This window comes from Enterococcus sp. BWT-B8, from assembly GCF_020567625.1.
In the GTDB taxonomy this organism is placed as follows: Bacteria; Bacillota; Bacilli; order Lactobacillales; family Enterococcaceae; genus Enterococcus_L.
In genome coordinates this window covers 19,749-40,649 of record NZ_JAJDJV010000001.1, presented here as the reverse complement: position 1 = coordinate 40,649, position 20,901 = coordinate 19,749, and the positions used below count along the sequence as shown (strand labels likewise).

Annotated in this window: 17 protein-coding genes; 4 read left to right on the top strand and 13 right to left on the bottom strand. The window is 37.4% G+C overall.

Features of this window, described 5'->3' with window-relative positions; translation table 11 throughout:
- Positions 1-358: 358 nt before the first annotated feature.
- Positions 359-676 carry a hypothetical protein gene (locus tag LI951_RS00165; protein WP_229440904.1) on the top strand — a complete coding sequence of 106 codons (318 nt, stop codon included), beginning with the start codon at positions 359-361 and terminating at the stop codon, positions 674-676.
- Between the two features lie 160 nt (positions 677-836).
- Here the strand turns inward: LI951_RS00165 and LI951_RS00160 are convergent, their stop codons facing one another.
- From LI951_RS00160 to LI951_RS00145, 4 genes are all read right to left on the bottom strand, one after another.
- Entirely contained in the window at positions 837-2,285 is a 1,449-nt protein-coding gene (locus tag LI951_RS00160; protein WP_202065737.1) for a glycoside hydrolase family 1 protein, read from the bottom strand.
- Positions 2,286-2,306: 21 nt separating this feature from the next.
- Positions 2,307-4,193, bottom strand: coding sequence for a beta-glucoside-specific PTS transporter subunit IIABC (locus tag LI951_RS00155; protein WP_229440903.1), 1,887 nt, complete (start codon positions 4,191-4,193; stop codon positions 2,307-2,309).
- 134 nt (positions 4,194-4,327) lie between these two features.
- On the bottom strand, positions 4,328-5,170 hold the full coding sequence (licT, locus tag LI951_RS00150; RefSeq protein ID WP_202066198.1) for a BglG family transcription antiterminator LicT: 843 nt from the start codon (positions 5,168-5,170) through the stop codon (positions 4,328-4,330).
- A gap of 519 nt (positions 5,171-5,689) precedes the next feature.
- On the bottom strand, positions 5,690-6,130 hold the full coding sequence (locus LI951_RS00145) for a universal stress protein (protein ID WP_202065734.1): 441 nt from the start codon (positions 6,128-6,130) through the stop codon (positions 5,690-5,692).
- Between the two features lie 128 nt (positions 6,131-6,258).
- Here LI951_RS00145 and LI951_RS00140 point away from each other — a divergent pair, with 128 nt between their 5' ends.
- Both LI951_RS00140 and LI951_RS00135 read left to right on the top strand, forming a co-directional pair.
- Positions 6,259-6,555: a hypothetical protein gene (locus LI951_RS00140; RefSeq protein WP_202065731.1), complete on the top strand. Its 297-nt coding sequence runs from the start codon at positions 6,259-6,261 to the stop codon at positions 6,553-6,555.
- A gap of 545 nt (positions 6,556-7,100) precedes the next feature.
- Entirely contained in the window at positions 7,101-7,892 is a 792-nt protein-coding gene (locus LI951_RS00135; protein WP_229440902.1) for a YdcF family protein, read from the top strand.
- A 1,002-nt stretch (positions 7,893-8,894) separates the two neighbouring features.
- Here LI951_RS00135 and LI951_RS00130 read toward each other — a convergent pair.
- The 5 genes from LI951_RS00130 to LI951_RS00110 form a co-directional block, all read right to left on the bottom strand.
- The gene (locus LI951_RS00130; RefSeq protein ID WP_229440901.1) at positions 8,895-9,434 is read right to left on the bottom strand and encodes a DUF1697 domain-containing protein; all 540 of its coding nucleotides are present in this window, start codon (positions 9,432-9,434) and stop codon (positions 8,895-8,897) included.
- A gap of 1,345 nt (positions 9,435-10,779) precedes the next feature.
- Positions 10,780-12,810, bottom strand: coding sequence for a penicillin-binding transpeptidase domain-containing protein (locus LI951_RS00125; protein WP_229440900.1), 2,031 nt, complete (start codon positions 12,808-12,810; stop codon positions 10,780-10,782).
- Positions 12,811-13,229: 419 nt separating this feature from the next.
- A complete protein-coding gene (hxlA, locus tag LI951_RS00120) occupies positions 13,230-13,859 on the bottom strand; it encodes a 3-hexulose-6-phosphate synthase (RefSeq protein WP_229440899.1) in 630 nt (209 codons plus the stop codon).
- Positions 13,860-13,870: 11 nt separating this feature from the next.
- Positions 13,871-14,434 (bottom strand): 6-phospho-3-hexuloisomerase, encoded by a 564-nt coding sequence (gene hxlB / locus LI951_RS00115; protein ID WP_202065715.1) that lies wholly within the window; start codon positions 14,432-14,434, stop codon positions 13,871-13,873.
- Between the two features lie 18 nt (positions 14,435-14,452).
- Positions 14,453-15,400, bottom strand: coding sequence for a class I mannose-6-phosphate isomerase (locus LI951_RS00110; RefSeq protein WP_229440898.1), 948 nt, complete (start codon positions 15,398-15,400; stop codon positions 14,453-14,455).
- 164 nt (positions 15,401-15,564) lie between these two features.
- Between LI951_RS00110 and LI951_RS00105 the strand changes: the two genes are divergently transcribed.
- Complete coding sequence (locus LI951_RS00105) at positions 15,565-16,323, top strand: DeoR/GlpR family DNA-binding transcription regulator (protein WP_229440897.1); 759 nt, start codon at positions 15,565-15,567, stop codon at positions 16,321-16,323.
- Positions 16,324-17,115: 792 nt separating this feature from the next.
- Here LI951_RS00105 and LI951_RS00100 read toward each other — a convergent pair.
- The 4 genes from LI951_RS00100 to arcC all read right to left on the bottom strand — a co-directional run bounded on the left by LI951_RS00100 (position 17,116) and on the right by arcC (position 20,889).
- Positions 17,116-17,577: an ArgR family transcriptional regulator gene (locus tag LI951_RS00100; RefSeq protein WP_229440895.1), complete on the bottom strand. Its 462-nt coding sequence runs from the start codon at positions 17,575-17,577 to the stop codon at positions 17,116-17,118.
- Positions 17,578-17,651: 74 nt separating this feature from the next.
- A complete protein-coding gene (locus LI951_RS00095) occupies positions 17,652-19,100 on the bottom strand; it encodes a YfcC family protein (protein ID WP_229440894.1) in 1,449 nt (482 codons plus the stop codon).
- Positions 19,101-19,204: 104 nt separating this feature from the next.
- On the bottom strand, positions 19,205-19,900 hold the full coding sequence (locus LI951_RS00090; RefSeq protein ID WP_202065703.1) for a Crp/Fnr family transcriptional regulator: 696 nt from the start codon (positions 19,898-19,900) through the stop codon (positions 19,205-19,207).
- 47 nt (positions 19,901-19,947) lie between these two features.
- Positions 19,948-20,889: a carbamate kinase gene (arcC, locus tag LI951_RS00085; RefSeq protein ID WP_229440893.1), complete on the bottom strand. Its 942-nt coding sequence runs from the start codon at positions 20,887-20,889 to the stop codon at positions 19,948-19,950.
- Positions 20,890-20,901: the final 12 nt, after the last annotated feature.

The following is a 20,901-nucleotide window of genomic DNA, read 5'->3' as shown; positions in this document are numbered from 1 at the left end:
TTTTTAACTGATTATCTTTTGGACCATCCGAACTTTTTTCTCTGGGAAATATTATTTTAGCAGCTATGAAAATAGTACCCCCTCAATCAGCAGATACCTTTCTTCCGCTGGGAGTATTCTGCCAAAGTTTCAATGTGACACTTGATTTTCTCCTTGAATTTACTTCAAATTTTTGAAACTAATACAAAAAATTATTGAACTACAGTATTTCGAGGCGTGTTTCCTTTGTTTAGAAACCAGCTTCTGTAACTACTGATATAATAGGGTTCTTAATGAAAAATGGGGAACGTCAAATATTTTCTCATATTGTTTCCGCTTAGCTCTTTTGCTATACTTAATGGAAAAGGAGAGATTTTTAGTGTCAAAAGCAAGTTATTTTGCTTCATTGCTTCAACAAGGAAAAACTGTTGAAAAATATAAAGAAGTAGGAAATTCGATGTTGCCAATTCTTAAATCGAATCAGCCAGTCACCCTGATACCGGTAACGGAAGAAACTGTATTACGGGTAAATGATATCGTCTTCTGCAAAGTCAAAGGAAATTACTATACACATTTGATTGCTGCAATCAGAACCAGGAACAGTCAGGTTGAATATCAGATTGCCAACAATCACGGCTTTATCAACGGCTGGGTTAAAAATAAGAATATATTCGGTAAAGTCACTAAAATTTGGTAACTACCAGATTTTATTTTTTTACACTCATTTTCATGGAGATTTGATACTGTTTAGATATATTTTAGTTCTTTTATTCAGACCAACATTCAAAAGGCAACCCACATTTCTCCATACAAAAACACCGCCTCAACTCTCGCTGAGACGGCTGCTTAAAGTATTATTAATCTAAATTTTCCCCATTTGTCTCAATGACCTGTTTATACCAATTAAAGGATTTTTTCTTGCAGCGATTCATCGTACCTTCTCCATTATCATCCAGATCAACATAGATAAAGCCGTAGCGTTTACTCATTTCTCCAGTGGAAGCACTGACCAGATCAATGCAGCCCCAAGGTGTATAACCCATTAAATCAACACCGTCTTCAATCGCTTTTTCCATCGCCTGAATGTGCTGACGCAGGTAATCGATACGATAGTCGTCTTCCACATAGAAGTTTTCATCAACCTTATCAATAGCACCCAGTCCATTTTCAACAATAAACAACGGTTTTTGATAACGATCATACAATTCATTCAAGGCAATGCGCAACCCTTCCGGATCAATTTGCCAGCCCCAGTCACTTGCTTCAAGAAATGGATTCTTCACTCCGCCAAGCAGATTTCCAGCTACTTCCTCACTCTTTTCGGTGATGGTCACCGCTGCTGACATATAATAGCTGAAGCCAATATAGTCAACTGGATATTTTTTCAACAAATCCAAATCTGCTTCTGTAATATCCATTTTCTCAGCATCTACTCCATACTTTTTAAAGATACGGCCGGTATACGCAGGATATTCTCCGCGAACCTGTACATCTGTACAGAAGAAATTAAATTCCTGATTCTGTTCCAGTGTAGCCATCTGATTGATTGGATTTGCATCCAGGCTGTACGTTGTTGCGTAAATAATCATACAGCCGATTTGAAGTTCAGGGTCAAGCTCATGTCCGATTTTAACCGCCTTACTGCTTGCAACAAACTGGTTATGCCATGCCTGGAATAAATTCTGTTTATCTCCTGCACCAGTCTTTTTCACCAGTCCCTGACTGAGAACCGGAAAATGAAATGCTGAATTTATTTCATTAAAAGTCATCCAGTATTTTACTTTTTTATGGAAACGAGTTAAAACTGTTTTTGCATAGTGTTCAAAGAAATCAATCAGTTGACGATTTTTCCAGCCGCCATAAGCAACAGCTAAGTTCAACGGCATTTCATAATGAGAAATAGTAATTACAGGTTCAATACCATATTTCAAACATTCGTCAATCATTGATTCGTAGAAAACAAGACCCGCTTCATTAGGCTCGCGTTCATCGCCTTGTGGAAAGATACGTGCCCATGCAATTGAAAAACGGTAACACTTGAAGCCCATTTCAGCAAACAGTTTGATATCTTCTTTATAACGGTAGTAATGATCAATCCCACGATGGTTCGGGTAAACATACTTATCCTCATCTATCGACCAGTCAAAGTCTTCACTTCCAAGTACTGCAAAACGAGCTTTACCGCCAGGCATTGCATCTGCAACAGAAAGTCCTTTACCATCTTCACGATAACCGCCTTCCAGCTGATTGGCAGCTGTTGCACCGCCCCACAAAAATCCTTCGGGAAAACCTGTAAATTTTTTCATATTCATTTATCCTCCAAATTATTATTTTACTATTACAAGAAAATCTTCCCCATGTAAAACATTCTCTTGAGATAAATCCAGTACATCTAAAAAGTTATTGCTATTGGTAATTACTACTGGAGTCTCAACAGAGTATCCTTTATCTGTAATTAACGCAACATCAAATTTCACTAAAAGATCTCCTTTGGAAATTTTATCGCCATTTTTCACAAACGCTTCAAAGCCTTCTCCATTTAACTCAACAGTATTCATACCGATATGAATCAGAATTTCAATTCCGTCTTTAGAAGTAAGACCGATTGCATGACCTGTTGGGAAAATAGTGGTAATCTCTCCATCAACAGGTGCATAAACTGCACCATCATTCGGACGAATGGCCAGACCTTTACCCATGGCTCCTGAAGAAAACACATTATCCTTCACTTCAGAAAGCGGAATAATATCTCCGCTGACAGGACTTGTCAAAATAATTTTTTGTCCTTTTTCTATATCATTGGAAATCATTTTATCCGATTCATCTGATAAAACTTTTCCTTCATTTGGTTCATCTTTAAATCCTAAAACCAAGGTTAAAATAAACGCTATGACTACTGCAATTCCAGTACCAATTACTGCTGAAACAATACCTGAAGTATCAGAGGTTCCCGGAGTAATGAAGCCCGGTAAACTGAACAGACTCACCAATCCAAATGCATAGTTCTTTGTTCCGCTGAATGCAACAAAGGCTCCGCCAGCTGCACCACCAATACATGCTGCAATAAAAGGTTTTTTCAATGGCAGTGTAACACCATAAACAGCGGGTTCAGTAATACCAAAAATAGATGTCACTGCAGAAGAAAGAGACAATCCTTTCAGCTTTACATTCTTAGATTTCAGGAAAACAGCCAGTGCTGCACCCCCCTGCGCCATAACTGCCGGTAAAAGCATCGGCATTAGTGTATCCATACCGCCGCCTGCTTCAGACAGGTTCAGCATCATAATCGGAACGAAGCCCCAGTGCATACCGAACATAACAAACACTTGCCAGAAGCCACCCATTACAGCACCAGCCAGAATCGGACTTAAATTATAAATAGAATTGTACGCTCCGCCAAGCAGATCACCTGCAATACTTCCAATAGGTCCAATAGCGATGAAAGTTAATGGTGTCATTACTAAAAAGACTGCTAATGGAACACAGATAATCTGCAATGCATTAGGAATAACTTTTTTAAAGAAGTGTTCTACATACTGCATAACAAATACTGCTAGAATAATAGGAATAACTGAAGATGTATAACCGCTTGCACCTAAAATAACCGGAATACCGAAAAAGCTTAATTCCGTTCCAGCCAAAGCATTAATGCTTGGATGGACAAGTGCCATTGCTAGACAGACAGCTAGGAACTGGTTTGTGTTAAATTTCTTGGCAGCTGTAAATGCCAAGAGAATCGGCAGATAAGTGAACAATCCATCTGCTACTGCGTATAGAACCAAATAGTCACCTGAGTCAGCAGCCATCCAGCCCATTGTTGCTGCAAGGGTCAGAAACCCTTTCAATACCCCTGCCCCAGCCATCGCACCAAGGAATGGCGTGAAAATGGATGAAATAACATCAATTAAATGGTTAAAAATATTTCCATCGCCTTTGGTATCAGAATTCTTTGTTCCTTCATTTCCCAAGCTGCTTTGAGCCATTAATTCTTTGTACACATCACTTACATGGCTGCCGATAACCACTTGATACTGACCACCGCTTTGAACAACTTGAATAACCTCCGGATCGTTTTTTAATATGTCTGTTTTTGCATCAGTCTCATTTTTCAGCTTAAAACGCAAACGTGTTGCACAGTGAACTACACTAATTACATTTTTCTCTCCGCCAACCAGTGTCAGAATACGAGCTGCAATTTCCTGATTTTTACTCATTACTATCCCTCTTTCTTTTTTTATAATAAGAAAAACCCAAATTGAAAAAACGGCAGCACAAGAAATTCTGTACTAGCATATTTTTTCAATCCGGGTTTAGCCTGCATTACCAGTAACAATCCGATGATTGAGGATTATTCATTTTTTTCTCCAACCAATCTCTGAATATGGATGGTCAGATAGGTTTGTTCCGATTTTCCAATCGGCTTGTTGTACTCGGTTTCTAAAAACTGATTGATCCGCTGCACTGCTTGAAATGCTTTAGGATACTTTGACTGAATCAGCTCATACAAAAATTCGTCGTCATCACCATTCAGTTCATCTTTTAAATAACGCTGACTGAAAAACTGCAAGTGCGTAACCATACGCTGATAGTTCAGAGCATCTTCATCAAACAGAGTACCAAAATACCGTTGAATAATCGTTAAAACGTTACTAACAATTTCTGTTGCCGTCATCGTAACTTCCATTGTATTGTTTCCCTGTTCGCTATTGACAATATGAAAAGCAATAAATCCCGCCTCGTCATCTGAAAACGACACATCAAACTGCTCGTTAACCATCTTAATTCCCTGGCGGGCAATATTAAATTCTCTGGGATAAAATTTGCGGGTCTCGTATTTTAGAGGATTGGAAAGAACAATCTCCTCTTTGGCCCTCGCGATTGCATAGTGAATATGATCTGTTAAAGTCAGGTAGATATTTGAAGATAATTCCATTTGCAGTTCTTCTTCAGCCAAATCAACAATCTTTTTTACTACTTCGACCTCTTCAGAGGGAATATCGGAAAACAGCTGTTCAAGCTGACTGGAAAGTGCTGTGTCTTTCAGAATAAATTCTTTTTCAATAAATTCCGGAAAAATTTCATCTCCAACTTTTTTGCTGAAAGCAAGGCCTCTGCCCATATAAACTGTTTCTTCTCCCGAACTGTTAAGCGCCATCACTACATTGTTATTCAAAATTTTATCAATAATAATCATAATGAAAGTCCTTTTCCAAAAATAAAAAAACCTAGAATTCACCCACTATCTTACTGCATACAGTAAATAAGTTCATTCTGGTTTTGCCTGCCTAACAGTAACAATCCTTTATCGATATCAGAATACCACGGATTACTTAAAATGACAAGCAGGAATATTTTTTGAATTCACCTAAATTTAATGGTTAACCGCACTCTTTGAGCTAGAGCCAAATAAATAGGACTAACAATGGTGTTTGCTTTCGCACTGCTGAAACTGAGGTTCTTATGTCTACTCATTCAGCCTTCACCTATTGTTAGCCCCTTATACCTTGTAAGGAATCTGTTCATCCCCCACGCTCCTTTTATCGCTTCCGCAATAGCTTTGCAAGTTGTACGCAGCCTACATCGTACGCACCCCATAAGTTTTCTTCCGCTTGCAACATTTCTGTATTCATTGGACCAGCTTATGGTGGGAGTTTTAAATCCCTTACACCTATTTTATACCACACTCTTTAAAAATACTCAATCAATCCGCTTAGCTTTTATCCTTTACGACCAATACATCACAAGGAGCATGATTAACTACAAATGACGTGTTGGAGCCAAGCAGCGTTCGCTCAACAGCTCCCTTTCCAGAAGAGCCCATAACAACTAAATCATACCCCTCACTTTTTATCATTTTTACAATGATATGTTTGGGATGCCCTTGTATTACTCGATAAATGACATTCTTCAGGCCTGAATTCTTTGCCTGCTCTGTTTTTTCCTGGACAAGCTGCTCTGTTTCTTTTTCTGCCATATCAATTATACTTTGTATAGAGAGACCTAATGAATCATAAGTAGGAATAGCAAATGTACTTAAAATACAAAGAACTGCGTCATTTCGTTTAGCAATTGCAACGGCTTCTTTAAATGCTTTGTTTGCTTGCTCAGAATCATCAACTGCAACTAAGATATTCGTATACTTGTCAGCCATCATAATCCCCTCCTGCTTTTAGTATACTATGAATCATTCAATTGGGCGAATAAAGCAGCATGCTTCTTCTCGAAATAATTATTCTTTTTGAGTATAATAGATATAAGAAAATGAATGGAGGGTTTATCATGGTTTCACCGAACAAAGTAGTCAGCCCAAAAGAAAAACTAGAGCTTATTGCATTGATTGAAGACGGGACCCAAACGAACAAAGGATACTCTGTTGCTAAAGTAAAATGGAACGGAAAAGACGCATTCGCCATTAGATATGATGGTGATAATGAAGAAGATAAAGGGTTTCCAACAACCACTAATGGCTATCATTCTTCTTGGTTTATTCTTCCTAATGAGGTTTCTCTCCCTTACCTGCGTTCATTCATTGCTCAAAAAGATATGATTGAACGCTTGGAAAAATACTTGAATTGATACCATTCAATAAATCCGGGTTGTGTCTTAGTTTCTATTCTTAATCAACAATCCTTATTACTTGTCTTCCCTGCCGGCTATTTTTCTTCCATATGTTAAAGAATAGTTCCAGAAATAGCTAATACCCAAGAAATAGCACCATATTAAAAAAAGACCACTCATAAAAGAGCCACCTTAAGTCTCCTAAATAATTTTGAGGAAATTATAGAATAGGAAACCATAAATGCATAATAGCAGCCTTTAGTATATTTGCAAAATATAGGATTCCAAGCGACTTAGCTCTTTATCCCTATAGCTTCCATCAAGTTTCCCAAATAGTGATCCCTTCTCCGCCCAGCACTTTATCTCTTGTCCGAGAATCTTCTTTACTTTCAGCTCCCTCAAAGAAGGGGCATGCAGAAATACAAGGGAATCCATTAGCATATCTTCATAGTAATTGCTTTCTCTCCATAGACTCATAATTTACTCATTGACTCCCTTGCTGAATCCTTGTTACAATTTTGCATGAAGCCTCTTACAATTTTATTGAAAACGGAGATAGTCCAATGACACATTCGATCGATCAGTCTATTAATTGTTTAGGAACATTTTGTGGAAAACAGGATATTGAGCATTTGACGAAAGAAGCATTAAACGATACTTACGGCATTAAAAAAGTAGATGTAATGGTTCTTTTTGGCGGAAGTATTCTGGCTGGTGTTGAGGTTATGGTTGATGCTATTCAAAATCAGATTGCACAACAATATATTATTGTTGGCGGCTATGGACATACTTCAGAAACCTTATTCACAAAAGCAGAGAATGCTTTTCCTGGTATTTCAACAGGTATTGAATCTGAAGCTGAATTATTTTCTGCTATCTTATCTGCAGAATACAGATTAGCTCCTGATTATCTTGAAACAAAATCTACCAATTGCGGAAATAATGTGACTTATCTGTTGGATTTAATACACAGGGAACAAATACCTGCAAAAAGCATTCTGATTATACAGGATGCTGCCATGCAGCTGCGAATGGATTTAACTTTAAAAAAACATGTTTCAAAAGATGTGACAGTTATTAACTACCCGGCTTACCATGCTGAAATCATTCTGAGAAATAATGGTTTAGCATATCGGGAAGATATCAAAGGAATGTGGGAAATCAAACGCTATATTTCTTTATTATTGGGAGAAATTCCGAGGATACGGGATGACGAGCACGGATACGGTCCAAAGGGGCGAAACTTTTTGACTCATATTGATATTCCTGTTAATGTTATGCATGCGTTCGACGAAGTAAGCACACACTATCCAGAATTAATCCGAAAGGCAAATCCTAAATTTGCTTCTCAATAAAAGGAAAATAATATAACAACATTCTATTTAGATCGAAACGTAGTCACTTATTTAAACCTGTTATTTTGAAATGAAGCTGTCCAAATTTTCACAATTTCTGTTTCTTATCTATCGTATAAACTGCGTTATGTTTGCCACTCATTCTCATCGGAAGGTTTTCTTTATTTTTTGGATAAAGCTATCACATTTTCTTATTTGAGTTTGCCGGACAAATCCATCTAAAAATCGATAACGAACCCTTGTTCTTTATAAATCGTTACCAGTTTTTCAGGCTGTTAAAGCTATGTTCCTTTTCTTAATATGAACATATTACATCACACAAAAATTATTATTATCAACTTATCTTTTCCTAACCATTGATATAACCGTCATTACCCGATAAGTAAACTCTCCTTTGTATTCACTAGTTGATACTGACTCATCCTTCTTTTGAATAGAGAGTTTCTGCCCTGCAGTTTCTTTAATATATAGGATAAATTTACCAGTCCATTTAATACAGAAATATCATGTATTGACCTCAAATCAGTATCTACTTCATCCCGACCACTACTATTTCTCAAGTCTAAATAGATAGTTTCCAATTCAGTCATATTTTTGAACAAGAGAATAAGCAGAAGCTCCCCAGCTCCATAAAACGGATCTTATCTTCCAATGATCTGTAGTCAACTCCATATGCATGAACAGTCACAGGAACAAGTGCTGCTAAAATAATCCAAAGCCTATAATACATTCTAAGGTTTTCATAAAACCAATATGTTCATTTTATTATATTTAATTTTCCATAAGTACAAATATAATGCAATAAAATTACTAAACTTCTTATTTTAATTAGTAATGGAGATTTACTACTCTACTATTCCTTTCATCGTTTTTACATTCTAATTAAAAAAGTTCAGGAAAGTAACAGCCCAGACTCTGCATAATTTAAGAATATATTGTACTTTATGAAATAAAGGGGAACAGCTATTTTTCTAAATTGATCCTTATTTTAACTAAATACTTTTATTGTGTCATCAACAGTAATTTATTCACTGTATTGGCATTTCTGATAGTGACATGACTGTTTACAGAAGATCTGGCAATTTTTGACCACTTCGCTTTGGAATAAGTTTTCAAGGGAGCCGACCAGAAAATGACATTGCCATGATGCCCCACCTGCTCAAATTCTGGGTTCACTTCGCCTGCGCCTGCATAAATCTCTTCGACACGAATTGGCGAAAGAACAAAAATAGTATAATGCACTGATTCTTTGTCTGTATTCCACCACTCCGGCGCATTTTCCATTGCTTCAGCCAGATCATCTGCTGATATAACAGCAACAGGTATAGTTAACTTAAATCTTTCAAGAATTACTTCTTCACATTTTTTTATCAGCTCAACTTCATCTTGAATAACACTGGAAAAAACAACATTTCCACTGTTAATATAGGTAACAACATCTGAAAAACCAAGCTCTTCAAATACAGTTCTTAAAACAGGCATCGATATTTTGTTTTTTCCTCCCACATTTATCCCACGTAAAAGTGCAATATATTTCTTCAAAAGCTACACATCCCCTTCATCTATTCTGGTCTGGCAATCCAATTAGCAAAATAACGATAGTGCTATCTGCTTATGAAATAATCTTTTAGCAGCTTATGTGTCTGAAAACTCCAGCGGCGAATAGTTTGATGATTTTTATCGAACTCCTCGTCATAAATACTTGCTTATGAACCACATATGCTGTGTTTTCTTCCTTGATTTCAACAGAAATCACTGAAACATTCAACTTCCACTACCTTTTCAGACACGCTCTAGTATAACTGCATGAAAATTTAGTCAATTTAGTTTAACGATTTTTTAGTATCTACATGTTTTTTACACTGTTTTATTATACCGGTAAACAGGCTAAAAACTCAGAAAATATTCAATCGCTTCCAGCAACATAAACATCCTTACCAAATCCTGTTCTTCTGCTATTTCCTCCTTAAGCATTGTCCTCATATCTTCACCTATTTCAATAATATGCCTGTTCGGATAATAAAAACAACGAACTTTTTGTCCACATGGCAGCTCCATTTTTCTGATTATTTTCACGTCCGCTGTTTGGTCAACAGAAATTCATTGTTTTAAAAACTGTAAAAATAGTATTTCATGAAAATTAAATAATGAGAAAAAATAATTTTTCTAACTGCCCTAGATGTACCAAGCTATATGCTGAAAAGACCAAAAGAAAGGAGGTTGTGACAGAAGTGTTCTGTCTCAAGAACCAGGTAGGTATCATGCATCATCTACTCTGACGAGTCAATCGTAGTGATTTATGACAATAAGTCGGAATATACGAAAATTGTCAAGGAACACTAGTCATAATATGACTAGCTGTGAATTGATACCTCCCTGGAGCTACTCATATTTTCAGTATCGTTCGACTTATTTCCAGAACTGCTGTCTCTACGAGTCTAACGATTCTCGAGACAAAACATTACGCTGCAGCCGTTTTTCTGCGTCTACGGTTCTCACTACACTACACTTCGTTTCGATCTCATCAATTTCTAAACGGCAAAGCCATTAAGAATTGAAGAACTTCGTTTCGATCTCATCAATTTCTAAATGGCAAAGCCACTAAGAATTGAAGGACTTCGTTTCGATCTCATCAATTTCTAAACGGCAGAGCCATTAAGAATTGAAGGACTTCGTTCCGATCCTCGAAGCATGGAGGGGCTTTGCTTCTACGCTTCTTCGAATGCTCGAATCATACAAAGACTGGAACACCGTTTATTCGGTTTTAGGGGACTTAGACATACTTATGTCGCAGTCCCTCTTACGATCAAAATGACGGGTAACTGCTTTTATCTATTAACTTTCAACCAAAATCAGAGGATTTTCTTATACGTGCATTTCTCTTTTCCTATTTATAATGCTCTTCCAGATATTGAACAATAGCACCGGATTTTTCAGTTGCCGTTCCATTTTCACCAGAATTCTCAGACATTATCAGCCCCATAAAATTGCGGTTGTTCACATCGAAAAACAGCAAAAAGCTGTTCTCTGTTCCATCTGTATCCTGCTTATCCTTTATTTCGGCTGTACCTGTTTTCGCAGCCAACGTAAAATCAGGATTATACAAGCTGTAGACATAGCCCTCCGGTGAAGCAACACTGTCAATCAAATCATTCAGTACAATATTGGCAGCATTCGCACTAACCACTTCCTGCTTCGTTTTCACTTCCTGATCCTTTACTATTTGCGGATAAACAAGTGTGCCGTCGTTCATAAATACACTATACATGGCTAATTGAGAAATCGGAGAAATCATTAATTCTCCTTGTCCATAAGCTGTATCAGCTAAAAGGATTTCAGAATTAAAGGTCTCTTCATTTGAAATACTCGCAGGCTCAACATAGATTGGAAGATCCAATTCTTCTCCAAAAATGAATTTGTTTAGTCCGCCGCGAAAAACATCTTCTCCCATTTCCAGACTCTTCTGCGCAAAGAAAATATTATCCGAATAGACCAATGCTTTTTTCAGATCCACAACCGGCGTATCCTTTACCCGTGTTGTCCAAAATCCGCCCCAGCTGGCATCTTTTTGCCACTTCAAGCCTTCAATAGTTCGCTCTTCTGTTGTATTAATATTTCCAGAGTCCAAGCCTATAGCTGCTGTAATTGTTTTAAACGTTGAACCCGGTGCGTAACGATTGGAAAAACGAGCCATGAACGGCAGGTTCGTATCATCCGCATACCCCTTATACTCCTCTTCCGAAATGCCTAATACCATTTTATTCGGATTGTAGGAAGGTGCCCCAGCTGCAACCAGCAGTTCTCCAGTTTCAGGGTTTGAAATAACCGCAGTGGCAGGCTTTCCGCCTAATGAATCATAGGCAATTTTTTGTGCTTCGCTGTCTATTGTCAAGGTAACATCGGCAGGATCTATTTTTTCGACAGACAAAAGAGTTTTCTTTTCTTCCCCGCCTTTGTCAACGATCTTTATGACAGCTCCGGATTTCCCCCTCAATTGCTCGTCAAAGGCTGCTTCCAATCCAGATTTTCCAATATAGTCTTCTTCAGACAGCTCCGGATTTTTTTCAATATCTTCTGCACTAACTTTACCAACATAGCCTAATAAATGAGCCGTTGCTTCTCCATATGGATAGTGTCTTTGATTTGTGCTGCCAATACTTGTACCGGAAGGCAGCTCACCCATCTCGGTAGTACTAATCGCATTTTCCAGTGTTTTAATAGGAACAACCCAGTCATCCTTCACCCAAGACTGACCCAGTTTTTCATTTATAATCTCAATGGAAACGCCAAACTTTTCGCTGATTGTCTGTATGTTTTGTTCCCTCTGCTCTCCTTCTCCCAGCTGTCCGGGAATTATGCCCAATTGCTGATAGTCATAATTTTCTGCAATTTTCTTTCCATTTCTGTCTAGTATTTCGCCACGCTCAACATCGTCACTCTCTACTTTGACTGTATCATCCTCATCCATTTCCGGGAAGATTAAAGAAGGTTTCCAGTTAAATGTATACTCATCATCTTTTTTTATCAGCTCAACGCTATACTTTTCTGTAGAGATTTCTCCAAAAGATGTTTCCAGTTTTAAAGTATACGTAATCAAATAGTTTCCATCATCTTCTTTTGAGGCAGATAGGCTTTCAACATTTATTTTATTGGTGCCAATACCTGAAAAGATATTTTCATATCGCTGAATTACTTCCTCTTTAGAAGTTGAATTGTCCTTAAATGATTCTTCTGAAAACAATGCATTATACGCAGAAAAATCCTGCTTTGCCAGTGTGTCGGAGTATTTATCAACAATACTGTCAACTTTCTTTTTCTCCTGCTGATTTTTATATACAAAATAACCGCCAACTGAGCCAGCAACCACTACCATTGCTGCAATGCCAATAAATACCTTCATTTTCCCATTTCCTGCCATACCAAGTCTCCTTTTCATCCTTCAGTTAATAAAAAAATTAATACATCATTACTTGTCCTATATTTTAATCTTACAATCTTATTGTATGCAAGAACAGCTTTTACTGCAAAAGTTATCATATATTTAAATCTTATTATTTATCCAGTTTTTCTATTCTTAAATAACTCCTTCTTTCAAACTATAAAACTCATTTTGTACAAGTAATTGGCGTAGCTGACAATACCTGCCATATTCACCAGTGAGACATTCAAATCAGCCTCCTGACTCTTTCAGTTTCCTGTTTTTATACATTTCAAAACAAAAAAACCTCTCTGAAATCATATCAAGCAAGAGGCTTCATTATTTATATAAAGTATTTTGGGTTTTCAATTGAATGAGCTGAAAAAATATTCAATAATCCTAACAAGGAAAGTATCTGTTCATCTTTTCAATGCTTCCTTAATCAGTTTGGCTTCTCTAAGCGGATCAGCCGCATTCAAAATCCCGCTGCCGACAATAATTATATCCGGTTCCAATGCAACATACTCATTGATTGTTTGACTGCTAATACCACCTGCTGCAGCAATTTCAACGTTTTTAGCATATTTCTTTATTTCTTTTAAATCCTCAAGGGGTGTTCTGCCTGCTGCCTGCTGATCTGCACCAGTATGAACAGCAATAACATCTACACCCAGACTTTCAATTACTGGAATTCTTGCAGCTAAATCCTTTACACAAATCATGTCTGCCATTACTTTTCTTCCCTGTTTTTTTGCCTGATCAACGCAGCCTTTTATGGTTAAATCATCCGTAATTCCAAGTACAGTCACATAAGCTGCACCAACATCATATGCCAATTGTGCTTCATATGCTCCTGCATCCATAATTTTAGCATCGCACAATACATCCAGCTGAGGAAATTTTTCTTTGATCAGCTTAACCGCTTCACGCCCGGCATCAATTAAAAATGGGGTACCTACTTCCGCAATATCTATGAAAGGTTCAAGAGTAACCAGTTGTTCTAACGCCTGCTCCAAATTCAGTTCGTCAATTGCCAGCTGTAATTTCATTTTTATCCCGCCTATTCTAAATTTGCATGATTTTCAAATGCTTTTGTTGTATCCACTTGCTGGTCTTTCGCCAGTTCAAGAATCAGCGAGTCCCCTAATAAAAGAATCGCTTCTTCGAACATACTTCCCCCCGGAAGAATTCCTTTTCGGTTGATTTCACTCACAGGTAATTTGTCTGTGTATGCCGGAATTTTTACCACTTCATTAGCAAGCTTTCCCAGACTCGACTGTTCAAAAATTGTCAGTGCAACGATTGAGCCGCCATACTCTTTCGCTCGTTCGGCATTAGAGATTAAAGATTTTGTTTCTCCAGAAGCACTGGCAGCAATTAACAAATCATCTTCCAGAAATGCTGGAGTGGTTACTTCTCCGACAATATAGACTTCATAGCCAATATGCATGAGACGCATGGCGAAACCTTTCAGCATAAGCAAGGAACGTCCTGCACCTGTCACAAATATTCTTTTTTTTATTTTTATCAATTCCAACAATGTATTCACTTGCTGAATGTTCACATTTTTAAGTGTTTCCGCCAGCTCCAACGCTGCCTTATACGACAAGTCAACAGGATTCATTCAGAATTGTCCTCCTCATTATTTTTTCAAATTTTTATAGCTTGCCACAAACATATCCAGCTTACCGGACAGTGTTAATTTTCCAAAATGGTCTGGAACAATTATCGTTTCGCCTTTTGAAACTTCTGTGTCATTTATTTTTCCATCTCCTTCAACAATCGTGATAAATGCAAATCGCTTTGGTTCATATCTCCCCTTTGCTTCTGTTTTGATACGACTCAATGTATATAACCCTGGCTCATCCCAGTAATCAGTAATTTCACAGCCAGCCTTCAAATAGGAATCGTACCAGACAAATCCTGTAGAACGATCTGGAATCAGCACATTGTCAATCACCTTCTCAATATGAAGCTCTCTTTCTTCCTTTGTATTCGGATCGACTCGATCATAATCATACAGTCGATAAGTCAAGTCAGCGTTTCTGGAAATATTATAGGTCAGTACATCTCTTCCAATTGCGTGTAACGTACCAGCAGGAATATCAATAAAATAATCTTTTTTCGCCGGAAGATACTTAAGCAGTTTTCCCCACTCTTTACTTTGGACTAGCTCCACAAACTCTTCTTTTGAACGTGCATGATGCCCAAACTCAATCTTGCCGTCCTCAGGAGTGTCCAAAATAACCCATGCTTCTGGTTTTCCACGAGAGTTATCATGATTTAACGCGTATTCATCATCTGGATGCAGCTGAACTGACAAGTCTGCCAAAGGATCTAGTAAGTTAACACGGATCGGTAATTGTACAGTGTCACACTGAAACCACTCAGGGCAGGCAGTATATAATTCTGATAATGTCATATCTGTGTCTTCAACAAAACAATCTGCTTCTCCGGGCAAAGCTGCAACATTATAGACTTCTCCAACTGGAAATATCTCGGTATGATAATTAAACGTTTCCAGCATTCGCTTACCGCCCCATATCCTCGCTTCAAAAAAAGGAAGAATCTTTAAAATTTGCTTTTCCAAAGAAAACCAACTCCTTAAATTTGTTTTCGCTTACATTTCAAATTATAAACACTTTTTTTGTTTTTGCAACCTTTCTAAATAAAACCTGTTTGTTTTGATCTTAATAACCAAAAATTTAGTTTGTTATGATATACTACGTAGAGAACTTTTTTTGGAGGAAAAGGATGAAATTAACCAGTGAAGAAAGAAAAAATAAAATACTGCACGAAGTTATTACCAAGGGTGAAGTAAGCATCAATGATTTGGCTAACAGGTTCGCAGTAACAACAGAAACCATCCGAAAAGATGTCAGCCTTCTGCAGGACAAGAACTTAATTTCTAAAAAACACGGCTCTGTCTCCATGGTTAACTCTTTTTTTGAGAATGAATTCTCTGTTAAGGAAAGTGAACATTTGGAAGAAAAGATAACAATTGCAGAAGCTGTCATGAAATTTATCCCTGAAAATGCTGCGATATTTCTAGATACAAGTACAAGTGTTTTACAACTAGCTAAATTATTGGTTATGCGAGATGATTTAACAATCATTACGAATTCACTGCAAATCAGTCAGGTTTTATCTGCTTCTGATAACCAGATTCTTCTAACGGGCGGTTTATACCGAAAGAAAAGTAATTCCTATGTAGGTGATTGGACGTTGAATGCAATCAGCGGATTAAATATAGACATCTCATTTATCGGCTGTGACGGCTTTTCTAAATCCGGCCCAACGATTCGCTCTTATCATGAGCTGGAAATAAAAAAAGCTGTGATTGAACACAGCAGGAAAAATTTTATTTTGTGTGATACCTCTAAACTGGTAAATGAAGGGCTTTATTCATTTATAACCTATGACTCTTTGGATATGATTTTTATGGAGCGCAGACTGACTGACCAGGAACGGGAGAAATTCCCTAAAGAACTTATCTTTTTTCAATCTGAATGAAAAAAATATCGAGTAATTTTTGTAGTAAATTAATCCAAGCATGAATGACTAGGCTGTAAACTACCTCTTTATCAGTGGATGGTTTACAGCTTTTTTATATTCCATAGAATGAAAAAGTCTACTTTTACTTAATCCAATAAATTATACTCATTTCTGCTCTCTTTCATAAGAATGGGTAATTTAAAATATATTCATCTAACACGTCAAATCCTTGAGAGGAGTTAGTTCGAAAAACAACTGAATTCCCGATCCATTCGTACAATAATCTGACTTCTTTGTAACAACCAAACAGCTGGCTATAATTCACAATGTCTAGCTCCTGTAAACAACATTCAACTTCCCTACTTCCAGATTCCATTATAGATGAAACCGTTCAAATATAGTAGTTTCAGCTTTGTGTTAAATCCTTTGGCGAACAGCAGTAATGGATAAGAAACTCCTCTCGTCATTCAAAAAAACAATCGACCTGCAGCTTGTTCTCTGTCACACTCACAGTGACAAAAACGATTTGCATGTCGATTATCTATTAAGTCTCTCCAGCTTCCTGTTCTCAGACATAAGCTGGAGCATTATGATCTGTTCGTTTCTGAGCAATATATCATCAAATATCAAATAATAAATAAGCGCCAGATATCTTTATACATTTCATATAATACGAAGGAGAATTCAGTTTGAATGTCTTTTAAAGTACTGTACTTTTCAGCAACGAACTAAATCACAAGCTTGATTTATCTTTATTCTATTCATTAAGAAAACCTGTCAGAGCGACATTAATCAACACTCATTCTTTTGTCATTGATTGATATACGTATTCAATTGTACGCAAAATTTCTCCGCATTCTTTTCTGAATTTGTGATTACAATCAAGGTATCATATCCTGCAATTGTCGCTGTTACTTCAGAAAATCTTTTTTTATCCATATAGTTTGCAATGACATCTGCACCATTTGGAATTGTTCGAATAATAATGATGAATCTAACAATTTCAATGGACTTAGTGTAATCCTTTATACTTTTTTTCAGCTTTTGATCCAGTTCAGAATCATTTTTTTCAAGAACTAAAAGAGTGAGTCTCTTCTTACCATCTTCCAAATAAGATTTGACAATATTCAATTCTTTCATATCCCTTGAAATCGTTGCCTGCGTAATCACAAGACCTTCTCTTTTCAGATAAATCAGCAGTTCATCCTGTGTTTCAATCTCATTCTCAATTATTATCTTCTTTATTATTTTTTGGCGATCATTTTTATTCATAAGTCTTCACCTGTTTTCCATTGCCCAGCAAAAAACAGCTTCCCTGACAATCCATCATGCATGTCAATTTTTACTTATAGAAACAGCATGGCTGCAATCAAAATCAGCAGGTTGCTGACTCCAATGATAATGAGCGGCTTCATCATAAACCTTGTCCAAGTAGAATAGTTCACTTTGGAAATTTCAAGTCCTCCCATGACAACACCGGAAGTTGGTGTAATCAAGTTCACCAGTCCGCATCCGGCAGTAAAAATCATAATCATGACATTTGGATTCAAACCAATATTATTGGCTAAAGCTCCCATTACCGGAATTGACACATACGCCAGACCTGATGTAGATGGGATCAGAAATGACAGGAACAAATACAAAACATACGCACCGATTACAAACAATATCGGAGACAAGCCCTGAAGCAGATTCGCTGCTCGATCCAGAATAAATAAATCGAGGTGTGTAACCTGCATGATGACAGAAGCGCCACGGGCAACGACAATAATCAGTACAACAGATAAAATGTCTTTTACTCCATCTATAAATGTTGCAATGATCTCTCTTTCAGAGAAACCCTGAATGAGTGAAACAACCAAACTGCTCAAAAAGAACCACATTGCCAAATCTCCAAAGTACCAGTCACCAAAGCTTTCACCTGTCAACAAGGACGTCCAGCCGTCAAACAGGTGGATATTAAATGATCCCCATGGAATTAAGGTAATCACCATTATGGCAAATGAAAAAGCAAAAACAGATAAAATCGCTTTATGTTTACCAGTGAATTCAATCGTCTGCGAATCGGTCCTTGCAAAATGTTTCTCCATATCTTCTTGTTCCTGCAGGCTCAAAATAGTTGAACCTTTTTCAGCCTTTACTTCCCTAGCATAACTCATTACACAAAAAATACAGTAAGCTGTTGTAGCAAGCCATAAAGTAAAACCAATTCCTAAAACAATCCCCGTATTTGGTATAATTCCAACGCTTTTTAAAGCATCCATTGCTACACCGGTTGCAAATGGGTTCACTGTGGAACCGATTACACCTGCTCCCGCTCCCAGCATAACGGTTCCAATTGAAACGATTGTATCAAAACCGGAGGCAACCATGGTTACAGCTAGCAGACTATAAAATGGAATAGTTTCTTCTGCCATCCCGTAAGTTGAACCGCCGATGGAGAATAAAATCATCAGGATTGGTATCAGAATCAGCTCATTCCCTTTCAGTTTTCGAACAATATGCTGAATTCCAGCTTCCAATGCGCCTGTCTTTGTAATAATATTTAAAAATCCGCCTAAAATCAGAATAAATACACAAATGTCAATCGCATCTCTAAAACCGTTAAAGGGGGACATTACCAGATCTGAAACACTGGCACCAACTACACTGCTGACTTCTTCAGTTCCTCCTGAAAGAAACGTCGGTGCAAATGTTTGTCCTGAAAAAATCCATGAAGCCACGGTTAAAAGAATAAGAATGATGAACAGAATACTAAAAGATGAAATAGCCTTTTTTTCCTTTTTCTTTGTCATTTTTCGATTCTATACGAAAGAGCCCTAAAGAAAAATATTTTTGAACTTCAGCCTTCAGATAGAGCTCCTTTCATATTTTTCCTCTCTATATAGAGTCCCTCAATCTATTTTCCCAATTTAAAATAGTCGCCATCAAGAAAAGTAAATTGTTTGTACTCATATATTATTTTTCTTTTCTTAACTAATTCTCTAAGTGTCTGACCAACTGTTTCTCTTGTTGTACCACTGAGCTTCGATAGATCGTTAATCATAATCGGATGCGGAATGATAATTCTGTCATCATCCTGCTGTCCTAAATCCTCCATCAAAATCGCTAAAGTATTTTTTACTCTCTGCTTCGCCTTAGATGTAGTACAATACTGAATTCTTCTTACCTGTTTTTTGAGGAGCACATTTAAATCAGCCGTAATAAGCTTCAATTTCCATACATCCATTTGAACGATTTTTTCAAAAAGCACAGCAGGTATATAGCACACCTCTATATCTGTCGCAGCAACCGCAGAAAAGTAATATTTTTCTGATTCAAACAGCCCCAGCAATGGAAATAGTCTTTTTTCACCGATAACTCCCAGGAAATTGTATACAGCACTTTCCTCTGATCGTTCAAGCCGAACTAACCCTTTGTTTAAGAAAAAAATTCTATCTCGTTTATCATCTGTAAAAAAAAGTATTTGTCCTTTTTTATATGAACGGCAATACATATTTTCAATTAGAAGCCCTTGAGTTTCATTGTCCAAGACCGAGAAATAAGGATATTCACTAGTAATTCTTTGCTTTTTAGCTCTGTCATTTGTTTCCATATGTCTCACTCCAAAAGAACTATTTTCATTCTGGTTCGTAATCTAAATCAAAAAATGATTTCTGTACCAACACCCTGTTCATCAATGCTTGCAAGCATTTCTAAAGAAGTGATTACTGCTTTACAATCTGGTCGAGATTTGACGTACTGGACAGCTGCTTCTACTTTCGGCAGCATACTACCAGGAGCAAAGTGTCCTTCCTTCATGTATTGTTCTGCTTCAGCAATAGTCATTTGATCCAGCCATTGTTCATTTTTCTTCCCATAATTCAGCGCAATTTGCTTCACACCAGTTAAAATAATAAAAATATCTGCATCAACCAGTTCTGCTAATTTTTCAGAAGCAAAATCCTTATCAATAACAGCCTCTATCCCTCGAAACGACTGACTGTCAATCGGAATTCCTCCACCGCCGGAACAAATGGTTATAATATCGTTGTCAACCAGCGTTTTTATGCTATACTGCTCTTGGATGGCTATTGGTTTGGGACTTGGCACAACTTTGCGCCAGCCTCTTCCAGCATCCTCACTATAAACAGCTCCTGTTTCTTTTTCTAAAGCTTGAGCTTGTTCACGTGTAAGGAATGGACCAATCGGCTTGCTGGGATTTTTGAATGCTTCATCTTTTTTATCCACAATTATCTGGGTAATGATGGTTGCAACTTTCTTATTTAAGCTTGCTTCTCTGATTTCCCTTTCTAAAGCATTCTGAAGCCAAAAGCCAATACTTCCCTGTGTCATTGCTACACAGGTATCCAAAGGCATAGCCGGATTTTTTTCAGAGTCAGACGCCTGTTGCTGCAACAACAGATTGCCTACCTGAGGTCCATTCCCATGTGATATGATCAGCTGAACATCTGACTGAATCAGCTCAACCAAATGTTTAGAGGTTTGTTCCAATACATGCTGTTGAGCCTCAGCACTGGCATCCTTGGTCAGAATGGCGTTACCGCCCAAAGCTACTGCAATTCGCTTTTTTCTTTGAGTCACACATACTCCTCC

Coding starts and splice junctions, on each gene's coding strand:
- LI951_RS00145 (WP_202065734.1), bottom strand. CDS start 6,130: ATGGCTGACAAGTATACGAATATCTTAGTTGCAGTTGATGATTCTGAG.
- LI951_RS00100 (WP_229440895.1), bottom strand. CDS start 17,577: ATGAATAAAAATGATCGCCAAAAAATAATAAAGAAGATAATAATTGAG.
- LI951_RS00155 (WP_229440903.1), bottom strand. CDS start 4,193: ATGAGTAAAAATCAGGAAATTGCAGCTCGTATTCTGACACTGGTTGGC.
- LI951_RS00090 (WP_202065703.1), bottom strand. CDS start 19,900: ATGGAAACAAATGACAGAGCTAAAAAGCAAAGAATTACTAGTGAATAT.
- hxlB (WP_202065715.1), bottom strand. CDS start 14,434: ATGAATCCTGTTGACTTGTCGTATAAGGCAGCGTTGGAGCTGGCGGAA.
- LI951_RS00095 (WP_229440894.1), bottom strand. CDS start 19,100: ATGACAAAGAAAAAGGAAAAAAAGGCTATTTCATCTTTTAGTATTCTG.
- LI951_RS00125 (WP_229440900.1), bottom strand. CDS start 12,810: ATGGCAGGAAATGGGAAAATGAAGGTATTTATTGGCATTGCAGCAATG.
- LI951_RS00140 (WP_202065731.1), top strand. CDS start 6,259: ATGGTTTCACCGAACAAAGTAGTCAGCCCAAAAGAAAAACTAGAGCTT.
- LI951_RS00105 (WP_229440897.1), top strand. CDS start 15,565: ATGAAATTAACCAGTGAAGAAAGAAAAAATAAAATACTGCACGAAGTT.
- LI951_RS00135 (WP_229440902.1), top strand. CDS start 7,101: ATGACACATTCGATCGATCAGTCTATTAATTGTTTAGGAACATTTTGT.
- hxlA (WP_229440899.1), bottom strand. CDS start 13,859: ATGAAATTACAGCTGGCAATTGACGAACTGAATTTGGAGCAGGCGTTA.
- LI951_RS00160 (WP_202065737.1), bottom strand. CDS start 2,285: ATGAAAAAATTTACAGGTTTTCCCGAAGGATTTTTGTGGGGCGGTGCA.